The organism is Providencia rettgeri (genome assembly GCF_001874625.1).
Classification (GTDB): Bacteria; Pseudomonadota; Gammaproteobacteria; order Enterobacterales; family Enterobacteriaceae; genus Providencia; species Providencia huashanensis.
Genome location: NZ_CP017671.1, coordinates 2,315,767 through 2,341,348, shown reverse-complemented (window position 1 = coordinate 2,341,348; position 25,582 = coordinate 2,315,767). Strand labels below are relative to the sequence as shown.

Here is a 25,582-nt window from a genome sequence, read left to right as displayed (position 1 = left end):
TAATAAGGCATTTATTGTATATATTTATACAAAAATAAAGCCAGTATTTAATTTACTGGCTTACTTGAATAAACTTTAAAAACATCTTTAATATTACATTTACAAGTTGTTTATTTTCTACAAAAATTAACTAGCAAATATTGCAATTGTTTTTTCATCCATCCGATAACGAACCCACTCATCTTGTGGCTGTGCACCGATACTTTTATAAAAATCGATTGCGGGCTGATTCCAGTCTAAAACGCTCCATTCAAGGCGCTGACATTTGCGCTCTACAGCAAGCGTTGCAATGTATTTCAATAATTTTTTCCCTGCACCAGCGCCTCTGTAATCAGGAGAAACGTATAAATCCTCTAAATATATTCCATTATTCCCTAGCCAAGTTGAATAACTTGTAAAAAATACGGCATATCCTGCAGGTTGCCCGTCAATGTAACAAATTAAAGCTTCAGTATTTGAATCTGAACCGAATAACGAATTTTCAATGTCAGTAACGGAGGCTTTTACTTCATGACGAGCCTTTTCATAATCAGCCAACTCGATGATCATGTCTAAAATTAATGCAGCATCTTGGCGTGTTGCGGGTTTTATTTCTACGTTCATTAGTCATTCCCTTATAATTTGAGCATCAATTTTATGTATTACTCGCTGAAATCCCAACCATCAGAAATTTTATTCATCTCATCATTAGCTGTATAAGTTTTGTTTATACCAATAACTTACTTCTGAGTAGATAAATTAAACAGCGCATTTTAGGACATTGCTCCTTAAACAGTCTATTTGCTATGATACCGACATTGTTCAACTTAACTAAATAATAAGGAGGCTAATCTATGTTGTTGTGTGATTTAATTGAATATTCACACTTCTTTGGTAATCGCCAAAGCTCAGGCTTTCACAGTTTTATACTGCGATAACCCTGCCTGAGCGAAATTACCAATTGGGTGTTCCCTCAGCTTACTGGGTTGTCGTTCTGACAATTCCTTGGCATTTTTATGCCTAAAAATTGAGTAAGCTATGAGTACTTTATTATCTGTAAAATCATTAAACTACGATACACCAACAACGTCTTTATTAAATGATGTTTCTTTTACCTTACAACAAGGTGAACGTATAGGCTTAATAGGCCATAACGGCAGTGGGAAAAGTACATTATTAAAACTGATAACCCACCAGTTATCTCCAAATAGTGGCACTATCACTTATGCAAACCATTGCGTCACCGCTTACATCGAACAGCATTTACCTGCAGATGTTGCTAATCTGTCACTCATTGATGCTATTGTTGAGAAGCTTCCTGAGCAAGATAAAATAACAGACCGCTGGCGGGCTGAAGTTTTATTATCTGAGTTAGGCTTTACGACACAACAATGGGAACAAAAAGCAAACACAATAAGTGGTGGTCAACATACTCGTTTATTATTAGGCCGTGCTTTAATTGAACAACCTGATTTATTACTGTTAGATGAACCGAGTAACCACTTAGATCTGCCTACCCTTATTTGGTTAGGTGATTTTCTGCAATCATGGAAAGGCAGCTTTATACTTGTTTCCCATGACCAAGCGTTACTTGATAAAGTGACCAACTGCACATGGATTTTGCGGGATAAATCGCTCCATTTTTTTCGGTTAGCTTGTAGCGCCGCTCGTCAAGCGCTAATTGAAAAAGATATCGCAGACGAACATCGGTTTCAGGCAGAGCAAAAGGAAATTGACCGCATAACCTCAAGTGCTAAGCGCTTAGCCATATGGGGACACGTGTACGATAACGAAGCACTTTCTCGTAAAGCAAAGCAGATGGAAAAGCATATTGATCGTCTTAAGGATGACCAAACAGAAGTCACAGAGGGTTACCAATGGACATTATCTTTAAATGGCAAATCCATCCCTGCAAACCGCGTACTTGAGTTAGAGAATACCGTCATTTCAACACCTAATGGCTTGCATTTATTTACTAGTGCATTTCATCAAGTTAAAAGTGGCGATCGTATTGCTATTATCGGTGCAAATGGTTGTGGTAAATCAACATTATTGCGTCTACTTTGGCAGCACTATCAGCAAGATTTACGCTATAGTTCGCAGCTAAAGTTTCATCCTGCAATTAGCACTGGTTATTATGATCAGCAACTTGCGCAGCTAAATGATAATGACACTCTACTGGATGCATTACGCCCTTTTGCACCGTTAACAGATGAACAACGCAAAATGGCCTTAATCAGTGCAGGTTTTGCTTATACTCGTCACTCACAAAAAGTAGCAACACTGAGTGGCGGGGAACGCTCTAGACTGTTGTTTATTGGTTTAAGTTTGGCTCAATATGAATTATTGTTACTGGATGAGCCAACAAACCACCTTGACCTTGAAGGGAAAGAAGCACTAAGCGAGCAAATCCGCCAATTTTCAGGGGCATTACTGGTCGTCAGCCATGATAGGTGGCTGATCGAAAATAGCTGCCAACGTTTTTGGTTTATTAACGATAATCGTTTGGAAGAATACCTCAATGTAGATGATATCTATCATAAAATTGAGCAGCAATCCCAGCTGTTGTTAGTCAATAATCCCCCGCTTATTAATGCAAGTGCGGAGCTTGATGTTTACCCTAGTAAAGCAACTCAGGAAGATGAATTGCTAGAAAAATTGTTAGTGTTAGAGGAAAAGTTACAAGCTGACCAAAAACGCAAACTGAATCATCAAAAACCACAATTACAGCAGCAATGGATTGAAGAAATTGCCTATATACAATCTCAATTAGGTTTATAACCTATTCCCCTGATAATTCAATATTATCAGGGGAATTTATACCATTCATGTTTCTATGATAAATTTAATTTATTATAATTTTAAGTAAGAATACTCTTTTTTTAGCATTCTAATTATTTATTTTTTTCATTAACATTAACAATCTTTGAATGTTAATAATATTTTTATATTTTATATTTCCCATTAAAGATAAACATATAGTCCAAAATTTAGTATACCTACAAACCCAATAAACAAGGTTAATTATTATGCAGAAATATAGGATCACCGATATTGAAAAAAATCATGATGGCATCACACTATATAAAATAGAAAACCTAATAACCAAAGAATATGGTGGATGGATTAGTAGTGAAAGTAATTTAAGTCAGGAAGGTAATTGTTTTATTTTAGATGATGCGATGGTATATGGTAACGCTCATATTTCTGGTGATGCACAAATATCTGGTAATGCCTGCATATGTGACGATGCAAAAGTATATGACAATGCTATGGTTTATGGTAATGCTCTAATATCCGATAATGCAAATATTTATGGAAATGCAAAGGTATCTGATAATGCTAGTGTTTCTGGTAATTCTAAAGTATTAGATAAATCCGATGTTTTCGATAATGCTAAAGTTTCAGGCAATGCTGAATTAAGAGGAAGATGCCTTATTATGAATTCAGCTGAAATAAGCGAATTTGCTCAAATCACAGGAAAAGATTATACCGCAGTAATAATAAAAGACTCTGCTAAAGTTTATGGTAATGCCATAGTGACTAATAATTCTATTATTAGTGGCCATGCTGAGGTTTATGACAATGCGAAAATACTTATTAGTTGTCAGGTAACTAATTATGCAAAAGTCTATGAAAATGCCACTGTAGAAGGCAGTCCACTCATTAGTGAAAATGCTCAAGTTTATGGTAATGCCCTTATCAGGAATAATGCAATAATAAGAGGTAATGCGAGGGTTTATGGCAATGCGTCAATAAATTTAGGCACCGTGATAGAGGGAAATGATTATGTATCGGGTATTTGCTACTGGGAGGATATTCACTCTCTATCCGCCTTAAAAATATTCATTCCTGGTGGGGGTAAAGCTGCATCTATTTATGCTAATGGCAACCACCAAGTTCAGGTTGAAATTAATATCGAAGCGAAAAACAATCACAACCAACCACTTGACATATCGCCAAAAGATATATTTAAAAACATTCAACTAGTAGATTATAAGAATGAACCGTTTTCTAATGTACTTCACTATACTGATATATGCGGAAACTATGCCACAAACAGTGGTACGTCTAATAAACAGGTTAACATTTCATCATGTATTGTCTATGTCTCTCTTAACCATCTAATTGAAGCATTTAAACTCTGTGTAAGATGTCAAATTAATCAAGATGAATATACTACAGCCCTAGAATATAATGGGAAAAATAAAATGCCTGATTATGTCCTATTGAATGTACTACCCAAACGTATTTTTTCAGAGTCCGATCTTGATAAGTACTCTCTTGAACACCCCATTATCGAGAAAGGCGTGGGTGGTTACTCAAATAGCATTTTGACTAAATACTACGTAAGATTTAATAATACAAATGGCACAATTACTCATGACGCATCATGCCAAGAGCATCTATGGTTCCACTATAAACAAACAGGTAATTACAAAGGTTGTAGCACATCAACAGACTCTTCAGTCAAACAAAATCACGATGCCGCATATACAACAACATTTCATTTCACACAAAAATGGTCCATCACTGTTACATCAAAAAACCATGAAAAATCAGGGTTATGCTTTTGGAGTTACCGTGTTTGGTATGGTGCTTTATGGAATTATAGTGAATGGGGAGAAAAAATGGCGTTTATTTTGCGTGACCAATATGGAAATGAAGCCACAATTATAGCCAAGGTAGGTAATGATGAACATATTAAATTTTATGTTAGCTAACCAACCGCATTATTATATTTATTAATTTCTCAGCATTATAAATTATAACGCTTATTATTTTAATAATGTCATAATCAAAAACATCCAACAAAAATCAATAATAAATTAAATGGATAATATTCTATGAATACATTTTTTTCACAAAGCCAAAATTTCATAAGTGCATTAAAAACAGGAATAGACCCTAGAACCGGTATTTTTTCCTTAAATATCCCTATCGTTAATATTAATTGTAACTATGGCATGGGCCCCGAAATTAACTTATCATTATGCAGTAGTTCATTACAAAATAATAATAGTGGCTTTGGTATGGGCTTCTCATTACCATTAACCACCTATGACAGTAAGAACAAACTACTTCACTTATCATCTGGTGAAAAATATCTTATTAATGATACTATTGCCAATTTTGAAGTAAAACAAAAAAAGTTAAATAATTTTATTTTTGAACGTTTTGATGATTTTTATAAAATCACCTATAAATCAGGTGTAGTTGAAATATTAGAAGGACCATCTTCGGGAAGTGATATCAAAAATACATTAAAAATCGAAAGTTATGATGGCCATTTTGTTATCCTAAAATGGGCGTTTTTTGGCTTCCCTCACCTTTTAGAAATAAAAGATGAAAATAATGTTTTATTATCGATAGACTACGAAAATTATAATCAGCCTATAATATCAATATATCCCCTATCACTAGAGTGCTATAAAATAAAATTAAAAATATTCAATGGACATTTACAGCAACTTATAAAAACAACAGAAAATTATATTTGGCATTTCAGTTATAATGAATATGGTTACATAGAAAAAATAATACATCCTACTGGGTTGGTTGAATCTATTTATTATCAAAGAGACCTCATTAGATTCCCTGAGGATATATACCCTGCACTAATTGCCGCAACTCGCCATACGTTATCTTTCCAAGGAGAACAACCTGATATTGTCACCTCCTATACTTATACAAACACAAATTATTTAGGCTTTGCTAGCGGATTAAATTTCAAATCGGATACTGATAATTTATATTCGCTTTTAACTAATTATACTTATGGGTCTACAGAAATACAGAGAAGTGATGACCTAATTATAGAAACTAAACGGCTCTATAATAACTATCATTTACTGACAAATGAAATTACAACATATCAATCACATAATGGTTCTATTAATATTAATCGTACAGACTATGATTATTACGCCGTTATCGGTCTTCTTTTTGATAAGCAACCCCCTCAATTTCAATTCGTTAACAAAAAAACTATCACATGGGAAAATCAACAAGGTCAAAAACGACAAGATGTTTATCAATCCGAATTTGACGAACATGGCAACCCTACATTAGAAATACATCCCGATGGTACGCGAACCATTATGCAATGGTATTCAGCAGAAGAAAGTAGCGATACCAATAATAATTTATTGTGCCCTCGCGAAAAAAATGGATTTGTCCGCTTCATGAAATCCAAAATAGTAATACCTAACCAAACTGATTATCAAACACCGACTACATCAACATATTATTCCTACAGCTACCTAGAAAATACCGAGATAATTATTTTACACCAAGAACAATATTATGCAGATAATCGTTTATTGCAAAAACGTATTTTTGAATTTTGTAGCCAGAGAAATGGTATAGAATATGGTAGAATAACAGCTAGTTATAATATTTTTTATCAAGATGGGGAAAACTCAACCCACTTCGATTCAAAACAATCTATTAGCACTTCTATACAAAACCAGCAAATAGTTCAAAAAAATCAATTTCAAGGGCATGATGGTTGCCAATTAGCAACAATGAAAAAACTATCAATGCTGAGTTTATGTTTGCTGAGTGAAATAAATAGGTTAGGCATTCAAACTAATTATACTTATGACCAGATTGGCCGGATATTGAGCCAAACTGAAGCTGTGGGTTCCGCCTATGAGCGAACAATATATTGGCATTATAAAATCACTCATTTAGGCCCTATTACTTATGAAAAAGACTCATATGGTAATCAAGCAAAAATACTCTTCAATAGTTTAGGTTACCCTATAAAACAATATCAATTTGATAATGATGGAACCCAAGAATGGTACGAGGTAAAGCATCAGAAATATGGGCCATTAGGTAACCTACAAGCAACAACAGAACAAGATACCCAATTTTCTGATAGAAAACAGCAGTGCTATACCATAAATACAACCTATAAAAGAGACTCATGGGGTGAAATTACCACGACAAGGCTTAATAATAATTTTGAAACACATCGAATAGTTGACCCAATCTTATTAACCGAAACACATACTCAGCAAGGTTGGTTAAACGGCCAACATCTACAAAGTGGCCAGTGGATGACTATTCTTAATAAGAAAAATCAATTGCCCAAACTCACACTACGTATTGATTCGAATAGTGAAATTATTGCCTCTCAACAACACTTTTGGGACGGTTCAGGGCGTTTACGTAAACAAATTGATGAGTTAGGCAATCCTATTGAATGGACCTATGATGTGTATGGTCGTGTTCTTAGCCAAACATTACCTGATGGTACAGTAATTGAACAAACATATGTCCCATATTTAATGGGAAAAGAAGTTTCATCCATTCAAGTAACTGATATCAATGGCCATTGCTGGGTTCTAGGAAGCCAAGAATTTGACAGTTTAGGCCGTTTAACCCTACAAGAAAGCGGCAAACGAGTCACAACCTACCAATATGATAACGCATCCCCCTCGCCTTCATTCATCACATTACCTTCAGGAGAAACCGTACATTATGAGTATATCCCTGAATTAAATAATGCCATAAATAAGGTCAATGTATGTGGCGTCACTCAGGAGTTTGAATATGATTTAGCCACCGCAGAACTGTTACATTCTACAGAAAAAGACACAAAAGTGAGCAATCAATGGAGTAATTCAGGCACATTGAAACGAGAAATAATGATTTTATCGGGTGTAACTAAGCAGACTGAATATCAATGGACATTGCAAGGAAAGCCCGTGTCATACCATGATATTACAGGGGCAAAAACAGACTATCAACGAGATAAATATGGTCGATTAAGTCGAATTTTTGATAGTGCTCTGATAACTGATTTTACCTATGATGCGCTTGGTCGTTTAATTACGCAAATAGTAACTGATAATTCTACCCATGCTTTTATACTCACCACATTCACTTACAATGAGTTTAATCAGGAAATTAGACGGAGTATCACCGATAACCAAGGTTCTCAATTGGTTATTCAAAGTATATGGCTAAAAAATGGCTTACTATCATCCAAACATACAACATTGGATAATAAGCCCGTAAAAAATGAAAAATATCGCTATGATAAACGTAATCGTTTAATAGGTTACTCTTTTGAAGGTAATGAGCACCCTATAGACTGCTATGGGCAATCAGTTAGACAGCAATTCTATGATTACGACCCATTAAATAACCTTATTCAGGTACGCACCGTACTAAAAAACCACGAAGTGGATATTGCCCAGTACCATTACAATAATAAAGATGACCCTACACAATTAACCGCCATATCTCATTCACACCGTAATTACCCTGCGAATATTCCACTTGAGTATGATAAATGTGGTCGTCTGATACTAGATAATGCAGGTAGGACATTACACTATGACCCTCTAGGGCGGCTTATTCGCGTTAATGGGCTGGAAAATAGCAAATATGGCTACAATGCTCTAAATCAAATTGTGAGCCAAACCGTCAAAAATAATCAAAATCATCAACTCTATTACCGCGCCGACGAGCTAGTTAATGAAATCACCACAGAAAAAAACAACAAAATTCGTTTAATAAAAGCGGGTCATACTTGCTTAGCTGTTGGATGTAATACTGAACTAACCTTAATGGCGAATGAATATAATGACAATTTAATATGGTCTTTAAATACAAACAATAAGCTTAGCCAGTCCCACTCTAGGTTGCCATATGGCGAAGATAAAACAACAGAACATTTTCTTGGCTTAAATGGTGAGCGAATTGACCCAATTACAGGTGTTTATCACCTAGGCAATGGTTATCGTGCATATAACCCATGCCTAATGCGCTTTCATTGCCCTGATAGTTTGAGCCCTTTTGGCAAAGGGGGGATAAATCCCTATGCCTATTGTGCCGGAGACCCGATAAACCGGATTGACCCATCAGGGCACTTTAGTCTTAAAGCAATGAGTGGGTTAGCGATTGGGGCATTAGGGATAATTTTCTCTGGTGTAACATTTGGTGCATCATTAGCAGCCTCTGGCGCCATCATGGCAAGTATTACACTAATATTAAGTGTTGCCTCAGATGCTACGGGGATCGCTAGCATGTTAACTCGGAAAAGTGACCCCCAAGCTTCAAGTATCTTAGGCTGGGCATCTCTTGCACTGGGTATTGCCAGCATAGGTACTAGTGTAAGTAGCCTTAAGCTCAATTCCAATAGGCTATTTTCTATACTAACAAACAAAAATAGCTCACCTCTCAGTACAAAATTAACAACCTTTGGTGGCAAAATGGAAGGGATGGTCCCTATGGGGAAAGATTTTTATTTTTTTGAAGATATCTATCATAATGAAAAGCGACTAAATATTGTTGCACATGGAATAAAACAACAAAACGGTACCGCACTACTCTACAGAAGCGCTCAAAATCATATGACCCCAAATGAATTGTATGAAATATTATCAAAAAGAAAAGACTTATCTAATTATACCAATATACGCACAATTATGTGCCACTCAGGAAATGGAGGAGAGCAGTCATTTGCAAAACAGTTAGCTAGGTTAACCAATAAACCCGTAAAAGCGTACTTAGGGCCCGTAACTGGAAATTTTGAAACCGAGGAAGTCAATAAAATTTTGCTGGGTGCGACGCGGCGTTATGGAGACGAGGGGCTCGAATATATGGTTAATCTATTTTCCCAAAAATATGAATTTCAAATAAGAAAAACCAATCCTTATTCGATTTTTTCATCGGAATATTTTTCCTATAAATATGACCCAATAAAATTTAACCCATAAAGGTAACAACATCATTATACTGATGGCACAAGCTCAATACCTTTTTCATTAGCAGGACAGTACCCATCTTTGTTATACAACCGCTGTCCTCTGGAGTTTTTTATTGGTTTATCAATAAAATAAGTTACCCTATCAATAATTATTTATAAAATACTTTTTTTAATAGCCTAAATACTAAACAAGCTTTTTAGTATTTTAATTTTTGTTTTTTATTTTTTGCACGTTTAAAATAAGAAGTTGGCACACTAGGGCAAACGACTTCTTTGAATTTTACGTCTTTATTTGAAGGTTGTATTGCTTCACCGTCAGCGGGTGTTGAGGCTTTATTCTTCTGTGTTTTGTTAGTATCTTTCATATATGATTGCTCATTCACTTGTATAATATCATTTGTTTTAGCCATTTGATTTTCCTTCTGTCACTAATACTGCATTCACTTGTTCTATTCTTTCTACTGCTCGATTGATGATCTCAACCACTTTAGTCGATTCATCCTTCGTCAATTGTTGAAGAACAATTTTATGCCTTAACAATGATTTAAATTTATCTACTGCACATTCAATTTCATTAGCAAACTGATTTCCGGCTTTCAATTCCTGTGCATATTTTAATTTTAGCTGAACCTCAGCTAAAATCTCGGCTTTGAGCAATAAAAAACACCGCCCTTCAGGTGTGATCACATAGCATTTACGGCCTTTCCCGTTATCTTTACCCTCTGTGATAAAACCTAATTCTTCTAACAAAGTCAAAGTTGGATATATCACCCCTGGGCTTGGGCAATAAAAACCAGCGGTTTCTTCCCCAATTTTTTTAATTAGGTCATAACCATAGTTTATTCCCCCTGTCAGTAAATGTAAGATATATATCCTCAACTGTTTTGGGTTGAACATGCGACTGACACTTTTGCCATTACATAAGCATGACCCTGACTGCGGTTCCCTTATCATTAAAACTCTCAGTGGTTATTCGCTATCAAAACCGATATATCTAACATAATAGCCATTTTTATAGAAAATGCTAGCTTTAGATATATCGGTTTTTCTCATATCGTGCTAATGATAATCATTCGTATATAAATCATACCAGCAATGTCGAGATAATATGGTGAAAAAATGCGATAAACTGACGATGAAAAAACCAGTCATTAAAATATGACTGGTTTACAATAAGAATGGTAATTAGCCTATATTAGGTAATATATTGAAAACTATACCTAACTGAACACCTATAACGATAATACCACAAATGAATACCAGTGATAACCCTAACCCGCCACCTAAGACTTGATACTTACGTTGATTTAATGCTCTGGATTTAAACGCCATCGCACTAGGTAATAACAACGCCAATATTGAAAGTGCTATCGCGGCATAGCCTAACGCCATCACAAACCCTTTCGGATAGAACAAGGCAAAAACTAGTGGTGGAGCAAAAGTCAGTATTCCGGTTTGTAAACGCCCTGATGCGTTATCTTGCCGTTTGAACAAATCCGCTAAGAAATCAAATAACCCTAATGCAACACCGAGGAATGACGTTGCTAAAGCGAGACTCATAAACATTTGAGCAACCAGTTCGGTTCTTTCAGATTGCGCTACATTTTTAATAGCATCTAACAGCCCGTTTAACCCTGCATTTTCAGCAAGAATACCCACGAAGGTCGTTGTACCTATACTTCCAAGAGTTGCTATTTGCCATAAGATATAAGCGATTAAAGGAATAGCACTACCAATGATAAATATGATCCGTAATTTTTTTACGTCTCCTCCCATATATTTAACAATACTAGGCACACTACCATGGAAGCCAAAAGAGGTAAAAAATACCGGAATAGCAGATAATATCAGTACCTTTTCAGTCGGCGCCGACAGCAAATTTTGCTGTTCTACATGTGGTATCATTAACGCCAAAATAATCACTAAAAATACAATTTTTGCTGTAAACAATATACGGTTAATAAAATCTACCGATGACGTGCCAAAACAAACTACCCCGCCGCCGATTACTGTAAATAGTACGATCCCCATCCAATCAGCCATTTCAATGGCCAAACTGCTGTTTAAATTTGATGTGATAATTTCCCCTGCACCACTAACGTAAGCTGCTGTCAGAGCATACATCAGAAACATCATGCTAAAACCGGTAATAAACTTACCGCCTGAACCTAAATAGCGCTGAGCAACACTCCCGATCCCCGTTTCATGGGATTCATGTTGATAAACTTCAACCAATAATAATGCGGTGTAACACATCAATGCCCATAACACTAATAGCATGGCTAAACTGGCCATAAAACCATTGCCAGCGGCTGCAATTGGCATAGCCAACATACCTGCGCCAATCGTAGTACCTGCAACAATAAAAACACTACCAAGCGTGCGATTTTTCATATTGAGATCCTAGCAAGTCAATTAAACACTAATTTTATAATTGGAATGATTGAGTTTATTTTCTTCATCAACGAGTTGTTGTAGCTTGTCTGCAAAGATATTTTTTAATTCCGCCCAGTAATTATCGAAATGCCCTTTATCTCGTAAACAGTGAGTCATAATTGCCGCCCTTAATACATATACTGAACGGACCTTCTGCCACTCTTCATCTGAAAAATGTGCGTCTCGGCATAGTTTTAACGGAGTATCTCCATATTCTTCATGAGTTAACGAAGTTGAGGATGTTAGAAAATCATTAGAATAAGTGCGCCCTGAAGCATACGAACACAGCTCATATAACCGTTTATTTAATTGGTTTTGCTTTTCTAATGATGTGTTGCCTGATTCGCGGAACATAAAATTCACCATGTGGAAATCAGGTGCGGGCATTGCAGCAATTGAAAATTGACGGTCGCCAATAATAAATGGCTCACATTGGTTAATTTCCTGAATTATCCAATGAGCCGTCGTTACTCCTGCCGCGATCACCTTCCCATAGCCTAAAAGATTTAGCGGCACTAAACGATGTGCCGCCCATACCGCAGCTGCGGTTGCCCCAGATTTTGAACCTTCCATAATAGAAGAACCAAGCAACACATTCTGTACTTTGTCCGTTTTACGCTGTTTTTCTTGTACTTCCTCAAATACATAAGCAGCATGATAAGAAATCAAATCGACAATGCGCTTATCTTTCATACAAATAGCGCCAGCTGAATAAGGAATGAAACCAACTTTATGCGGGTCAACAGTAATAGAGTCGGCTTGGTTTAGTGCTTTAAAACTCTCGTATACCTCAGGCTTCGGCCAAACGATCTCTTTAGGGAATATCCCTTCACTATGATAGCGTTTAATTAGTGCATCATAATCAATGAATTGATTATTTTCATCACGGAACATTGCACAAGCATACCCCGCATAAGCTGCATCAATATGCACATAAAATGAAACCCCGAAACGCTGTTCGCATTCCTCACGTAACTTAATGACTTCTTTAATGTTATCAATTGATCCTGTTTCTGTTGTACCCACAACAGCAACCACAGCAAGGATCGGTTCACTCCGCTCTATCAATGAAAAGACCGTTTCACGCATTTTTTGTACATCAGTTCGGTAACTTTCATCGACGGGTAACTGGACGATGTTCTGTTGACCTAAACCAAGAATATCCATCGCTTTCATCCATGAATAATGCTTGGATTGCGGCACTAATAATTTACCTAATTTTCCTTGCTCAATACCAACACCACGGCACGTTAAATCACGAACCTCTTCAAAAATGTGGCGTTTTTTTAATTCATCAATTAAGTCCAATATTTTACTAACCGGCAAATTCAGTAATTCTTTTTCTGATTTACCATTCAGTAAATGTTGTGCTTCTGGGTGTTGCGCAACAGCTAATGGTAACGTTTTGATGTTTCGTGCCACCCATAACCCTTCATAATTGGCCACCGTACCACCAGAGGTAATATGCCCCCAAGCTTGTTGTACGTCATAGCCAAACATAGCGCATAAATCTAAACCAGCTTCTACTTCTAATACCGTTGTTGTAGGTGAAGATTCTTGTGCACAGTTATTGGGGTTGTACATCATCGCCATCACATAAGCGAGATTAGAGATCATCAGTGTATCGGCATTCATGTGCCCCATATAACGGGGTGAAAACCAAGGAACAGATGTTGTTTTTAGCTTTGAAGAGAGTTGGTTAAGAATACCCTCGGTACGGTATAATGTATCCCTATATTCAGGGGCATACCGGTCAACAGTAGAGATAAGGTCAGGGTCTTCAGGGTGGTATCCTGAACGCCAATGCATGTGCTCTGTGATGGAATACTCCATCATCTCTTTGAAAAACACCGCATTTTCTGATTTAGGGCCTAAGAACAAGGCATCGACATTCATTTTTGAATTTTTAAAATTATTCATTATTACTACACCTTCAAACTACAAATAACTTACGTTAATTGTCTTTAAGTTAATTAACTTAATATCATTGGAAAGTGCATAACGGGCTGTGTGTTTAAAAGACATCAATATGTTAATGATATACATTTTTTAAATATCATTTAACAAGAAAATATTGATAGACAAACCGTTAATGGCCAACTTATCTATAGATATAATCTATTCCTATTAAATTATTAATAAACTAATAAGAATTTCGTTCGAAATTGTGGGCGGGGACAAAAAATCAATAATTATTTAGCTGTAAAGAGATATTTACGGTAAAAAGACTTGATAGTGTAAATTATTTGTTATAAATGACAAGTGCTTTCACTACTAACACATGCCATCAGCCAGTAGTGAAAACGCCAAGAAAAAAAACAAATAATTAACTGTTTAATAAAACTATTTTACCCAGCAAATCACCAGATTCCATATATTGATGGGCTTCTTTTACCTGTGTCAATTGGTACACTTTGTTAATAATTGGTTTTATTTTACCTTTTTGCAACATATCCCATACTTGTGTTTTAAGATCTGTTGCAATCAATGCTTTTTCTTCAGTTGAACGGGAACGCATTGTTGAACCTGTATGAACTAATCGTTTTACCATTAACGGCATCATATTTAATTGTTTAGGGTTACCTTTCATCATGCCAATTTGAATAATCCGGCCAAATTTAGCGGCTACCTGATAGTTTTTCTCGACATAATCACCGCCTATAATATCCACCACCATATCAACCCCTCGTGATAAGGTGTAATTTAAAGCCGCTTCAACAAAATCATCGGTTTTATAATTAATGACACAATCAGCTCCTAGCTTTTTGGCTGCGTCAACTTTTTCTTCTGAACCAACAGTGGTGATCACTACTGCACCAAATGCTTTCGCTAACATAATCGCAACACTACCAATGCCGGATGTTCCTCCATGAATAAGTACCGATTCATCTTTTTTTAACTTACCAATTTGGAACACATTGGCCCAAACTGTGAAAAAGTTTTCTGGAATGCAGGCGCCTTCAATAAAAGATAATGAACCTAGCGGCAACGCTATGTCCTTATGTACTAAGCAATATTGCGCATACCCTCCACCTGCGACTAATGCACAAAGCTTATCGCCTAATTGCCACTCATCAACGTCATCAGCTTTAGCTACAACAGTTCCAGCAACTTCAAGCCCCATAATTGACGATGCATCTGGAGGCGGTGGATAAGCCCCTTTTCTTTGAAAAATATCCGGTCGATTAACCCCTGCGGCCTCGACTTTTACTAACATATAACCTGCAGAAATTCTTGGTAGTGGTTTTTCTATTAATTGCAATTTTTCAGGCCCACCAGGTTCTATAATGTCAACAGCGGTCATTGTCGTCGGTAAAGATGGTTGAGCGTGTATCATCATAATCTCCCTTCTTAAAGTTAAGTTGAAAAATTGATATTTATAAATTTATTTTTGTGTTAAATTAATGCTAATTAGTTTAGTATTTATAGCTTGAAAGTCATATTTCTAAGTAATTATTATCGAAGTGATAGCAATCACCTTTTTTACTGTTTAGAGGTCAAAATTTAATCTACATCAAATTTAATCTTTAATAATCTTCTTTAATTTAGCATTAACGTCTAAATACGCTAACAATTAGCTCCTCTCTAATTGGCTTTTTTATCTATTAAGTCGATTCTGCCATACATTACTACTTACCAGTCTCATTATCTTATGTTAAAATTGACGCATATCAATAATTTTAACTTGATTGAGCCTTAAATATGATCCCAGAAAAAAGAGTTGTTCGTCGCATCCAGTCTGGTGGTTGTGCTATTCATTGTCAGGACTGCAGTATTAGCCAACTTTGCATTCCTTTTACACTGAATGAACATGAACTGGATCAACTTGATAATATCATCGAGCGCAAAAAGCCTATCCAAAAAGGCCAAGCTTTATTTAAAGCTGGTGATGAGTTGCGCTCATTATATGCCATTCGCTCCGGTACAATAAAAAGCTACACAATAACTGAGGAAGGCGATGAGCAAATTACCGGTTTCCACTTAGCTGGTGACCTTGTTGGTTTTGATGCCATTATTCATACACAGCACCCAAGTTTTGCACAAGCACTTGAAACCTCAATGGTTTGTGAAATCCCATTTGAAACATTAGATGACTTATCAGGCAAAATGCCTAATTTACGTCAACAAATTATGCGATTAATGAGCGGTGAAATTAAAGGCGATCAGGAAATGATCCTTTTACTGTCCAAGAAAAATGCTGAAGAACGATTAGCTGCATTTATTCTTAATTTATCTCATCGTTTTGCAGAACGTGGTTTTTCACCAAGAGAATTTAGGCTAACCATGACTCGTGGTGATATTGGTAATTATCTCGGTCTAACCGTTGAAACTATTAGCCGTCTTTTAGGTCGTTTTCAAAAAAGTGGTATGCTTAGCGTCAAAGGCAAGTACATTACTATTGAAGATATGACGAAGCTAACTGATATTGCAGGTAAAGTTACAGCTATTACATGCTAACCATCCTAAACGGATCACATTCTTAGTGGTCCGTTTTCGTTTTTTTTCCCAGATTTCTTGCCTATTTAATGCCAATATCATAGTTTATCTATGTGGAAGTATCCGTATATCGAGAGGATTTCAATATGGCAAACTATAAAAACCTGCTAGTTACAATTGACCCAAATCAGGATGATCAACCTGCATTAAGACGTGCTGTCTACATCGTGCAGCGTAATGGTGGACGGATAAAAGCGTTTCTTCCTATCTATGATCTTTCCTATGATATGACAACATTACTCTCCCCTGAAGAGCGTAATGCAATGCGTAAAGGGGTCATTAGCCAAAAAGCGGCTTGGATTAAACAACAAGCCCATTTTTACCTTGAAGCTGGGATTGATATTGAAATTAAAGTTATTTGGCATAACAAGCCATATGAGGCCATTATCCAAGAGGTTATTAGTGGAGAACACGACCTGCTACTGAAAATGGCACATCAAACCGACAATTTTGAATCAATAATTTTTACCCCACTCGACTGGCATCTACTTCGTAAATGCCCTGCGCCAGTTTGGATGGTAAAAGATAAAGTTTGGCCTGATCATGGCTCAGTTGTAGTGGCCGTAAACTTATCAAATGAAGAATCCTACCACGACGATCTCAATATTAAACTGGTTGAAAAAACTCGGGATTTAGCAACCCGTATCATTAAAGAACAAGAGATTCATTTAGTGAGCGCGTACCCTGTTGCACCGATGAATATCGCCATCGAGCTGCCGGATTTCGATCCTAGCCTATACAATAACGCTCTTCGAGGCCAACACCTAATCGCGATGAAGGAATTACGCCAAAAGTTTGCTATCGATGAAAAATACACTCATGTCCGTGAAGGGCTACCTGAAAAAATAATTCCCGATATGTGTGAAGAACTACACGCCGGTGTAGTTGTATTGGGGATTTTAGGCCGTACAGGGATTTCTGCTGCCTTTTTAGGTAATACAGCTGAGCATGTGATTGATAAACTCAAATGTGACTTATTAGCCATAAAACCGGATGGCTTTGTATGTCCTATCAGTGCAGCTGATGATGATTGATTTCACTTCCCTCCATTTTTAATGGGGGGTTCCTATTAACACTTATTTCTACATTAAATAGCGGCCAAGGTTTCATCGGGTTGTAAATGACTTGATTAAACCTATCAAGCTCTACCTCATCTCAGGCTTATATTGTAAAACCATCTTTCAATATTTTGTCGTCATCAGTAGTAAATTATCCCCCTGTAAAACAGGGGGAATAATAAAGATGTAAAAGCAATTTAAATAAGCTAAAACCATCATAAAAAATACAATTTGCTCAAAGTTGAGCAGATTTGGAAATATTTTACATAGAAATTTTCACAAATAAAGGAGCGGATTTTATAGTATTATTGATTTCCTCTGTTTTAGCATAAGCCGCATCAGCATCAGTTGTATTAAAAATCACAACACAATCAATTAATTTATTCTCTAAAAAACCAATGAAATCATTTTTATTCACTACGCCAAACGTGATGTTATTATCCAAACCTGAAATAACTTTATTGCTATTTTCATAATTATCTATATCCTTAACAACCTTATTAGCCAAATTAATATATGATGTTTTCAGATTAAATACTTTTTTTCTGGTATCTAAAGTTCGATTATGCTCTACTCGCTCAAACTCAGTCATTTCTTTACTATTTAATTCTTCATTTAATCTACTAATATTAGCATTTAATTCCACCATATCTCTTTCAAAATTACTTACATGTCTAAGATGATTTGGCCCAGTATATTCCCCATTTTTTTCATAGTTATTTATCGCGGAATAATTTTTGTTAGCCTTATACAATAATTCCCCATGCTTACGGTAAAGAAGTGTAGCTTCAAGCTCCACATTGATTAAATACCTTTGAACATCATGAGGTAGGTCAGGCAATATTTTTCGTAATTCACTCCCTATTGCAGGGATATTATCGAACTTATCGAACATCCCTTTTAGCTTTGTAGAACGTTCCAAAATTGAAGTAGCAGCCTTTTTTCGAGAGCCTGGATTATCAATATAACCTCTTATTTCAGATATTAATTTATTATGAGTATCTATGCTACCATTTAATTCATTATAATGATTATCAATCTGTTCAAGATACTCCTTAACTAATCTATATTCTTCAGGCTTAAGTATTTTACTCTTTCCTTGGAGGTCTACCTTCAAGATACGTTGGCGTTCTGGCTCATTTTTTGCCATATATTTTTCATATATCTCAGTTATTTCTCGCACATATGAAATATTATTATTTGTAGAAATTATGGAACATTCTAAATCAATAATATAATTAGCCTGAGTAGCTTTATCAAACATAGCATTTTTCATTTTAAAACTCCGTTTTTAAAAAATAAAAAAGTAAGGACAGAAAAAACAATAATACATTAAATATCCAAAAACAAATTTAATATTCGTATATTACGCGCATTAAAATAACAATAAAAAAAATACCATTATCACAATGAATGATTATTTAAAATAGATAATAAGACATTTGATGATGTATGATTTTATTTTTCATCTAAACTTTAAGGTTAAATAATGTATCTAATACCTTATTTAATAAAGCCATATCCAGTTTTATGCTTAATATATTAACAAGGCTTAACACCATAAAAGTGGGGCTACTGGTATCGACCAATAGCCCCATCATATTAATTAAACGCTTTAATTATTTAGTAGTTATAGTGCACGTAAGATGGCATCAACGCTATCTTTCGCATCACCAAATAACATTTGGGTATTTTCTTTAAAGAATAATGGGTTTTGTACACCGGCATAACCTGTATTCATCGAACGCTTGAATACAATGACATTACTCGCTTTCCAAACCTCAAGCACTGGCATCCCAGCTATTGGGCTATTTGGGTCCTCTTGTGCCGCAGGGTTAACTGTATCGTTAGCACCAATAACTAGCACAGTATCGGTATCAGAAAAATCGTCATTAATTTCATCCATTTCTAATACGACATCGTAAGGAACTTTCGCTTCCGCCAATAATACGTTCATATGCCCTGGTAAGCGCCCAGCAACTGGGTGGATACCAAAACGAACTTTGACCCCACGTTCCCGCAACTTAGTGGTAATATCAGCAACAGGATATTGAGCTTGCGCCACAGCCATACCATAACCTGGAGTGATGATCACTGATGTTGAGTTTTTTAGCATTTCAGCGACTTCTTCCGCTGACGTTTCACGATACTCGCCCATCTCTTCTTCAGAGCCAGTCGATGACCCATCGGTACCAAACCCCCCCGCAATAACACTAATAAATGAGCGGTTCATTGCCTTACACATAATATAAGACAGAATTGCACCTGAGGAACCAACCAATGCACCAGTTACGATCAGTAAGTCATTACTTAACATAAAGCCTGCCGCCGCTGCTGCCCAACCTGAGTATGAGTTAAGCATCGAAACAACGACTGGCATATCAGCACCACCAATAGAGGCGACCAAGTGCCAACCAAAAGCTAATGCGATCACAGTCATGATTAACATTAAGAACACTTGTAAACCAACGCTTTGGGTCTTAACGAAAATCACTAACAAAATAAATGAAACAACCAGTGCCGCTAAGTTAAGTTTATGTCTATTTGGCAACATCATCGGTTTAGATGACATTTTGCCTGACAACTTGCCGTAAGCCACAACCGAGCCCGTAAAGGTCACCGCACCGATAAAGATACCTAAGAAAACCTCAGTTAAATGAATATTTTCCATTACGACATCAGCATGTGCTTCACTTGCGATAAAGCTATTGAAACCGACTAGTACCGCAGCTAAACCAACAAAGCTATGTAAAATAGCCACCAGTTCAGGCATTTCCGTCATTTCAACTTTTTTTGCTAAACGGACTCCAATCACGGCACCAATCACCATGGCAACGATCATCCAGCCCACATTTGCGCTATGGGGACCTAATATGGTAGCAACGAGTGCGATAGCCATCCCCACGATGCCATAAGTGTTCCCTCTTTGAGAACTTTCATGGCGCGATAGCCCCGCAAGGCTAAAAATAAATAGGATAGCAGCAACAATGTAAGCCGCTGTCACAATTCCACTTGACAACATAAGTTACCCCTTATCCTTTACGAAACATTTTTAACATGCGTTGAGTTACTGTGAACCCACCGAAAATATTGATACTTGCTATCAATATGGCAATAAAGGATAAGAAGCTTACCCAGCCACCACTCCCTATTTGGAGTAAGGCACCGACAACAATAATCCCTGAGATTGCATTCGTGACTGACATTAATGGCGTATGTAATGCATGAGTCACATTCCAAACCACGTAATAACCTACAACACAAGCAAGTGCAAATACCGTGAAGTGTGATAAAAACTCTTTTGGCGCTGAATTGGCAAACCAACCAAATAATACAATTGCTAATGCCATCAAGCCATATTTCACCACTGGCGACATCTTTTTCTCAGGCGCTTTAACCTTTTCAACTGGTTGCGGCTTCGCCTGCGGTTGAGCAGATACCTGAATTGGAGGTGCTGGCCAAGTGATTTCCCCTTGTTTGATCACCGTTACACCACGAATAACGAGGTCGTCGAAATCGATATCAATTTCACCATTTTTATCTTTACACAATAATTTCATTAAGTTAACAAGGTTAGTACCATATAACTGTGATGATTGTGTTGGTAGGCGGCTTGGTAAATCTGTGTAACCAATAATTTTCACACCATTATCGGTAACAACTAGCTTATCAGCTTGAGTTAACTCACAGTTCCCCCCCGTTTGTGCGGCTAAATCCACAACCACACTTCCCGGCTTCATTGATTCGACCATTTCTTTAGTAATCAATTTAGGAGCAGGTTTTCCAGGGATCAGAGCGGTAGTGACAATAATATCCACGTCTTTAGCTTGAGCCGCGAATAATTCCATCTCAGCCTTGATAAAGGCTTCTGACATCACTTTCGCATAACCATCGCCGCTTCCAGCTTCTTCTTTAAAGTCCAATTCAAGGAACTCAGCGCCCATACTTTGGACTTGCTCTTTCACCTCTGGGCGAGTGTCGAATGCACGAACAATCGCACCAAGGCTGCCAGCCGCGCCAATAGCCGCAAGCCCAGCAACCCCAGCCCCGATGACCATGACTTTTGCTGGCGGAACCTTACCTGCTGCGGTAATTTGACCAGTAAAAAAGCGACCAAATTCATGGGCAGCTTCAACAATCGCACGATAACCGGCAATATTTGCCATTGAGCTTAGCGCATCAAGTGATTGTGCTCTTGAAATACGAGGGACTGCATCCATAGCCATCACATTAATATTACGCGCTTTTAGAGCATCCATTAGCGCAGCATTTTGAGCTGGCCAAATAAAGCTCACCAGTGTCGCTCCCTCTTTTAATAACGGTATTTCATCTTCCAGTGGAGCGTTGACTTTAAAAACAATATCAGCTGCAAATGCAGTGTCACGATCAACTATTTCTGCACCTACCTGCTCGTATGCTACATCATCAAAACTCGCTAAGTGCCCTGCGTCTTGTTCTACACAGACAGAAAAACCCAACTTTACTAGTTGAGTCACTGTTGAAGGTGTAGCAGCAACACGCGCTTCATTGGCAAGTCGTTCTCTTGGTATACCAATACGCATAATGTTCCCTTTTTAAAGCCTAAAGTAATGTTGTTGATTGAATGTTTGCTAAAATAATGACCATCATCACAGAGAAAAGTCTTATTTTGTGTATAAACAGATTTTTAATGTTCTAATAACCTACTGAAAATATGCTTCTTGATCCATAATTGATCACGATTCTTAGACAGTAAATGGAATTCGCAGTGAAAATCTTAGTTTTAGGTCAATAAAATACTGGATACTTTAAAAAATCTGGTAAATTTAACTAGTCAATAATTATTTATTTCTTATAAAAAGAAAATCATGAGACAACAGGTTCAGTTACGTGTAATAATCACGTACATGTGATACAACTAAGATTCAGCACTTTTATAATAAATTGCGCAAGGCGGAAGGATTTTGTATGAAGCTGAAAACTACGGTCATCGCAGCCGCGGTGTTATCATTAACTAGTATAACTGCTACTCAGGCGGCTGTTGAATTGACGCCAAAACAGGCTACTGAATTAAAACCTTATGAGCGTATAACAGTTACCGGGCGCTTTAATGCTATCTATGAAGCATCCGATGCAGTCTCCCGTAGGGCTGATAAAATGGGGGCGTATGCCTTTTACATTCAAAGCCTTGATGATGTAGGTGATAGCGGCAACATGCGTGTTGTTGCGGATGTCTACGCGAAAGATGCACCTAAAGTCGACGAACCAAAACGTCGTGTCTTTGGCGGTGTTGAAGAAATGACTAAAACTGACGCTGCACAGTACGAACCTTTCGATACTGTTACAGTTAGCGGTTTTTACCCTTCTCAACCTGACCTTTACGAAGCTATTGCAAAAAAAGCGCTCGAAAAGAATGCAGCATCATTCTATGTCGTACGTAATATTGCAATGAACGATGGTGGTAATACCTTAGCAACCGCGTACATCTATAAAAAAGATGCACCAAAACGGCAAGTTCTCAATGAAGATGCTGTTGTTCCCGCTGATTCAGATGCAGGTCGAGCGCTGCTCGCTGAAGGTGGTGAAGCGGCTAAAAAGGTAAGAATACCTGGTGTTGCTTCATCCGAAGAACCCACAACAGCGGTAGGTCGTTTCTTTGAAACTTCTAGCAGCCAACCTGGTCGAACAAGTGTAACACTACCAAGTGGCTATGTAATTGAAGAAGTCAATAAAACAGCTGCTGCACAAATGGTTCCATTTGATTCAATCACCTTCTCTGGTTACTACACAAATACACCAGAAGTACGTTATCAAATTGCAAAACGTGCTGAAGCGAAAGGTGCCAAATATTTCCATATTACAAGAGAATGGCAATCTAACGGTGGAAGTGTCACCATTAGTGCCGATTTATTTAAGTAATAAATAACGTCTCTAAAAAACCAGTCTAATTATCTAGGCTGGTTTTTTTATTTTAATAACTCAAAATGCTTGAAACCCCATCTTTACCTCTTTCTTCTGATACTTTTTCATCATTAACATAAAAGTGAATAAATCATCCAATAAAATGCATACTTTCCCATTGCATATCGGCCATTTCATTCGTAGAATCCCACAACTTAAATTACGGCAGTCAAAGTCACTAGATTATTTAAACCTGCCAGTTAAACTCATTACTGCAATGACGTTTTAACGTCATTTTAACTTTTGATTGCTAAACACTCAGGATTTACTTTGAAAAATACATTGAGCCTTACTGCACTAACCGCCCTTGTTCTTAGTTCAATGGTTGGTGCTGGTGTATTTAGCCTTCCGCAAAATATGGCCGAAGTGGCTAGTCCACTCGCTTTAATCATTGGTTGGTCTATTACAGGTGTTGGGATCTTATTTCTCGCATTTGCTCTATTACTATTGTCTCGAATACGCCCTGATCTAGATGGCGGCATTTTTACCTATGCAAAAGTTGGCTTTGGTGAACTCATCGGGTTTTGTTCTGCGTGGGGTTATTGGCTCTGTGCCGTTGTAGCAAACGTGTCCTATCTCGTTATTGTTTTTGCGGCGATCAGCTTCTTTACTGATACCCCTGATAACATTATTTTTGGTGATGGAAATACCTGGCAGGCATTGATAGGTGAATCAATACTATTGTGGTTTGTTCATTATTTAGTTCTACGAGGCGTACAAACCGCCGCCGGCATCAATAAATTAGCAACAATGGCTAAATTAGTTCCCCTTGGCTTGTTTATTGTCTTGGCGTTTTTTGCATTTAAATTAGATATCTTTAATGCAGATTTCAGCGGAATAGACCTAAAAATGCCGGTTTGGGAACAAGTCAAAGATACTATGCTAATTACCCTTTGGGTATTTATTGGTATTGAAGGTGCTGTAGTTGTTTCTGCACGCGCAAAAAATCGCAGAGATGTTGGTTTAGCAACAGTCTTTGCGGTTAGCTCAGCACTAATCATCTATATCCTTGTTACCCTACTATCACTCGGTATTATGCCTCGCGCTGAACTTGCAGAAATCAAAAACCCATCAATGGCGGCTTTGATGGTTAATTTAATGGGCTCAAGTGGTGATATCATCATTGCTGCTGGGTTAATTATTTCGGTATGCGGTGCTTATTTAAGCTGGACAATCATGGCTGCAGAAGTACCTTATATTGCGGCTCAATACCAGTCATTCCCTAAAATTTTCAATAAATTAAATAAAAATGATGCCCCATCTTCATCATTATGGCTAACCAACGGTGCGGTACAGCTCTCACTGGTTTTAATTTGGCTCAGTGGTAGCAATTATAATACATTGCTAACAATTGCCTCTGAAATGATTTTAGTGCCTTATTTCTTGGTTGGCGCATTTTTGATGAAGGTTGCATTTGAGCGCCATAACAAAGCATTACTTGCCGTCGGATTTATTGCCAGCATCTATGGTTTATGGTTACTTTATGCATCAGGTTTAATTAACTTGCTATTATCTGTGGTGCTATATGCCCCTGGCATTCTAGTCTTTTTCTATGCACGCCAACAACAGACCAATAAGGCCCCATTAAAAACGATAGAAATAATCATGGCTTATGCTATTGCTGTCGCAGCAATACCCGCACTCTATTATTTACTCGCATAGCGTCCATCATTTAGGTAGGCTTAGTCTAATATTATTAAGCCTACCTTCTTTGACCATATAGGCTCATCATTCTCACTGTATAAATCATCTTTTTTCGTTATCTCCCCCCCTCTCTTTGTTTTCAATTTCAACCTAGTTAAATGTTTATTTTGTAAGAACACAGTGGCTAATTGGATGTAATTCTTACAGTATGTTGTAACTAAATCAGGGTGAAAATAGTTTTATTAAATACGAAGCTAAATAAAAAAGCTTCGTGCCGTTAAGTACGAAGCTTTGGTAAATC

The 25,582-nt window shown here is 37.0% G+C and carries 16 protein-coding genes; 7 read left to right on the top strand and 9 right to left on the bottom strand.

What is annotated here, in order from left to right:
• Positions 1–126: 126 nt before the first annotated feature.
• Positions 127–603, bottom strand: a complete 477-nt coding sequence (locus RB151_RS10760) for a GNAT family N-acetyltransferase (protein ID WP_042843836.1) — start codon at positions 601–603, stop codon at positions 127–129.
• A 414-nt stretch (positions 604–1,017) separates the two neighbouring features.
• Between RB151_RS10760 and RB151_RS10755 the strand changes: the two genes are divergently transcribed.
• From RB151_RS10755 to RB151_RS10745, 3 genes are all read left to right on the top strand, one after another.
• The gene (locus RB151_RS10755) at positions 1,018–2,760 is read left to right on the top strand and encodes an ABC-F family ATP-binding cassette domain-containing protein (protein WP_048607160.1); all 1,743 of its coding nucleotides are present in this window, start codon (positions 1,018–1,020) and stop codon (positions 2,758–2,760) included.
• A gap of 248 nt (positions 2,761–3,008) precedes the next feature.
• Positions 3,009–4,703: a hypothetical protein gene (locus RB151_RS22945; RefSeq protein ID WP_081363946.1), complete on the top strand. Its 1,695-nt coding sequence runs from the start codon at positions 3,009–3,011 to the stop codon at positions 4,701–4,703.
• 123 nt (positions 4,704–4,826) lie between these two features.
• On the top strand, positions 4,827–9,716 hold the full coding sequence (locus RB151_RS10745; RefSeq protein WP_071548061.1) for an RHS repeat domain-containing protein: 4,890 nt from the start codon (positions 4,827–4,829) through the stop codon (positions 9,714–9,716).
• A 187-nt stretch (positions 9,717–9,903) separates the two neighbouring features.
• On the opposite strand, the gene RB151_RS10740 is transcribed toward RB151_RS10745, so the two are convergent.
• The 5 genes from RB151_RS10740 to RB151_RS10720 form a co-directional block, all read right to left on the bottom strand.
• Positions 9,904–10,116: a hypothetical protein gene (locus RB151_RS10740; protein WP_042843838.1), complete on the bottom strand. Its 213-nt coding sequence runs from the start codon at positions 10,114–10,116 to the stop codon at positions 9,904–9,906.
• The gene (locus tag RB151_RS10735) at positions 10,109–10,660 is read right to left on the bottom strand and encodes a PadR family transcriptional regulator (RefSeq protein WP_042843839.1); all 552 of its coding nucleotides are present in this window, start codon (positions 10,658–10,660) and stop codon (positions 10,109–10,111) included. Before RB151_RS10735 ends, RB151_RS10740 begins: the two co-directional genes overlap by 8 nt.
• 231 nt (positions 10,661–10,891) lie before the next feature.
• Entirely contained in the window at positions 10,892–12,040 is a 1,149-nt protein-coding gene (gene tyrP / locus RB151_RS10730; protein WP_230232918.1) for a tyrosine transporter TyrP, read from the bottom strand.
• An 81-nt stretch (positions 12,041–12,121) separates the two neighbouring features.
• On the bottom strand, positions 12,122–14,062 hold the full coding sequence (locus RB151_RS10725) for a pyridoxal phosphate-dependent decarboxylase family protein (protein WP_071548060.1): 1,941 nt from the start codon (positions 14,060–14,062) through the stop codon (positions 12,122–12,124).
• Positions 14,063–14,468: 406 nt separating this feature from the next.
• Positions 14,469–15,479 (bottom strand): NAD(P)H-quinone oxidoreductase, encoded by a 1,011-nt coding sequence (locus RB151_RS10720; protein WP_410054825.1) that lies wholly within the window; start codon positions 15,477–15,479, stop codon positions 14,469–14,471.
• 365 nt (positions 15,480–15,844) lie between these two features.
• Between RB151_RS10720 and RB151_RS10715 the strand changes: the two genes are divergently transcribed.
• Together RB151_RS10715 and uspE are read left to right on the top strand one after the other, a co-directional pair.
• A complete protein-coding gene (locus RB151_RS10715) occupies positions 15,845–16,600 on the top strand; it encodes an FNR family transcription factor (RefSeq protein ID WP_042843842.1) in 756 nt (251 codons plus the stop codon).
• A 125-nt stretch (positions 16,601–16,725) separates the two neighbouring features.
• Positions 16,726–17,673, top strand: a complete 948-nt coding sequence (gene uspE, locus RB151_RS10710) for a universal stress protein UspE (RefSeq protein WP_071548058.1) — start codon at positions 16,726–16,728, stop codon at positions 17,671–17,673.
• A gap of 286 nt (positions 17,674–17,959) precedes the next feature.
• Here the strand turns inward: uspE and RB151_RS10705 are convergent, their stop codons facing one another.
• The 3 genes from RB151_RS10705 to pntA form a co-directional block, all read right to left on the bottom strand.
• A complete protein-coding gene (locus RB151_RS10705) occupies positions 17,960–18,973 on the bottom strand; it encodes a hypothetical protein (protein WP_071548057.1) in 1,014 nt (337 codons plus the stop codon).
• 354 nt (positions 18,974–19,327) lie between these two features.
• Positions 19,328–20,716, bottom strand: coding sequence for a Re/Si-specific NAD(P)(+) transhydrogenase subunit beta (gene pntB, locus RB151_RS10700; RefSeq protein ID WP_042844348.1), 1,389 nt, complete (start codon positions 20,714–20,716; stop codon positions 19,328–19,330).
• A gap of 13 nt (positions 20,717–20,729) precedes the next feature.
• Positions 20,730–22,259: a Re/Si-specific NAD(P)(+) transhydrogenase subunit alpha gene (pntA, locus tag RB151_RS10695; protein WP_042843845.1), complete on the bottom strand. Its 1,530-nt coding sequence runs from the start codon at positions 22,257–22,259 to the stop codon at positions 20,730–20,732.
• A gap of 385 nt (positions 22,260–22,644) precedes the next feature.
• Here pntA and ydgH point away from each other — a divergent pair, with 385 nt between their 5' ends.
• Together ydgH and RB151_RS10685 are read left to right on the top strand one after the other, a co-directional pair.
• On the top strand, positions 22,645–23,595 hold the full coding sequence (ydgH, locus tag RB151_RS10690) for a DUF1471 family protein YdgH (RefSeq protein ID WP_071548056.1): 951 nt from the start codon (positions 22,645–22,647) through the stop codon (positions 23,593–23,595).
• Between the two features lie 363 nt (positions 23,596–23,958).
• The gene (locus RB151_RS10685; RefSeq protein WP_395346592.1) at positions 23,959–25,299 is read left to right on the top strand and encodes an amino acid permease; all 1,341 of its coding nucleotides are present in this window, start codon (positions 23,959–23,961) and stop codon (positions 25,297–25,299) included.
• Positions 25,300–25,582: the final 283 nt, after the last annotated feature.

Excerpts from the sequence above, each read along its gene's own strand:
- RB151_RS10740 (WP_042843838.1), bottom strand. The coding sequence starts at position 10,116 with ATGGCTAAAACAAATGATATTATACAAGTGAATGAGCAATCATATATG.
- tyrP (WP_230232918.1), bottom strand. The coding sequence starts at position 12,040 with ATGTTGGCTATGCCAATTGCAGCCGCTGGCAATGGTTTTATGGCCAGT.
- uspE (WP_071548058.1), top strand. The coding sequence starts at position 16,726 with ATGGCAAACTATAAAAACCTGCTAGTTACAATTGACCCAAATCAGGAT.
- RB151_RS10705 (WP_071548057.1), bottom strand. The coding sequence starts at position 18,973 with ATGAAAAATGCTATGTTTGATAAAGCTACTCAGGCTAATTATATTATT.
- RB151_RS10755 (WP_048607160.1), top strand. The coding sequence starts at position 1,018 with ATGAGTACTTTATTATCTGTAAAATCATTAAACTACGATACACCAACA.
- RB151_RS10720 (WP_410054825.1), bottom strand. The coding sequence starts at position 15,479 with ATGATACACGCTCAACCATCTTTACCGACGACAATGACCGCTGTTGAC.
- RB151_RS10685 (WP_395346592.1), top strand. The coding sequence starts at position 23,959 with ATGGTTGGTGCTGGTGTATTTAGCCTTCCGCAAAATATGGCCGAAGTG.
- RB151_RS22945 (WP_081363946.1), top strand. The coding sequence starts at position 3,009 with ATGCAGAAATATAGGATCACCGATATTGAAAAAAATCATGATGGCATC.
- ydgH (WP_071548056.1), top strand. The coding sequence starts at position 22,645 with ATGAAGCTGAAAACTACGGTCATCGCAGCCGCGGTGTTATCATTAACT.
- RB151_RS10745 (WP_071548061.1), top strand. The coding sequence starts at position 4,827 with ATGAATACATTTTTTTCACAAAGCCAAAATTTCATAAGTGCATTAAAA.
- RB151_RS10760 (WP_042843836.1), bottom strand. The coding sequence starts at position 603 with ATGAACGTAGAAATAAAACCCGCAACACGCCAAGATGCTGCATTAATT.
- RB151_RS10735 (WP_042843839.1), bottom strand. The coding sequence starts at position 10,660 with ATGATAAGGGAACCGCAGTCAGGGTCATGCTTATGTAATGGCAAAAGT.
- RB151_RS10725 (WP_071548060.1), bottom strand. The coding sequence starts at position 14,062 with ATGAATAATTTTAAAAATTCAAAAATGAATGTCGATGCCTTGTTCTTA.
- RB151_RS10715 (WP_042843842.1), top strand. The coding sequence starts at position 15,845 with ATGATCCCAGAAAAAAGAGTTGTTCGTCGCATCCAGTCTGGTGGTTGT.
- pntA (WP_042843845.1), bottom strand. The coding sequence starts at position 22,259 with ATGCGTATTGGTATACCAAGAGAACGACTTGCCAATGAAGCGCGTGTT.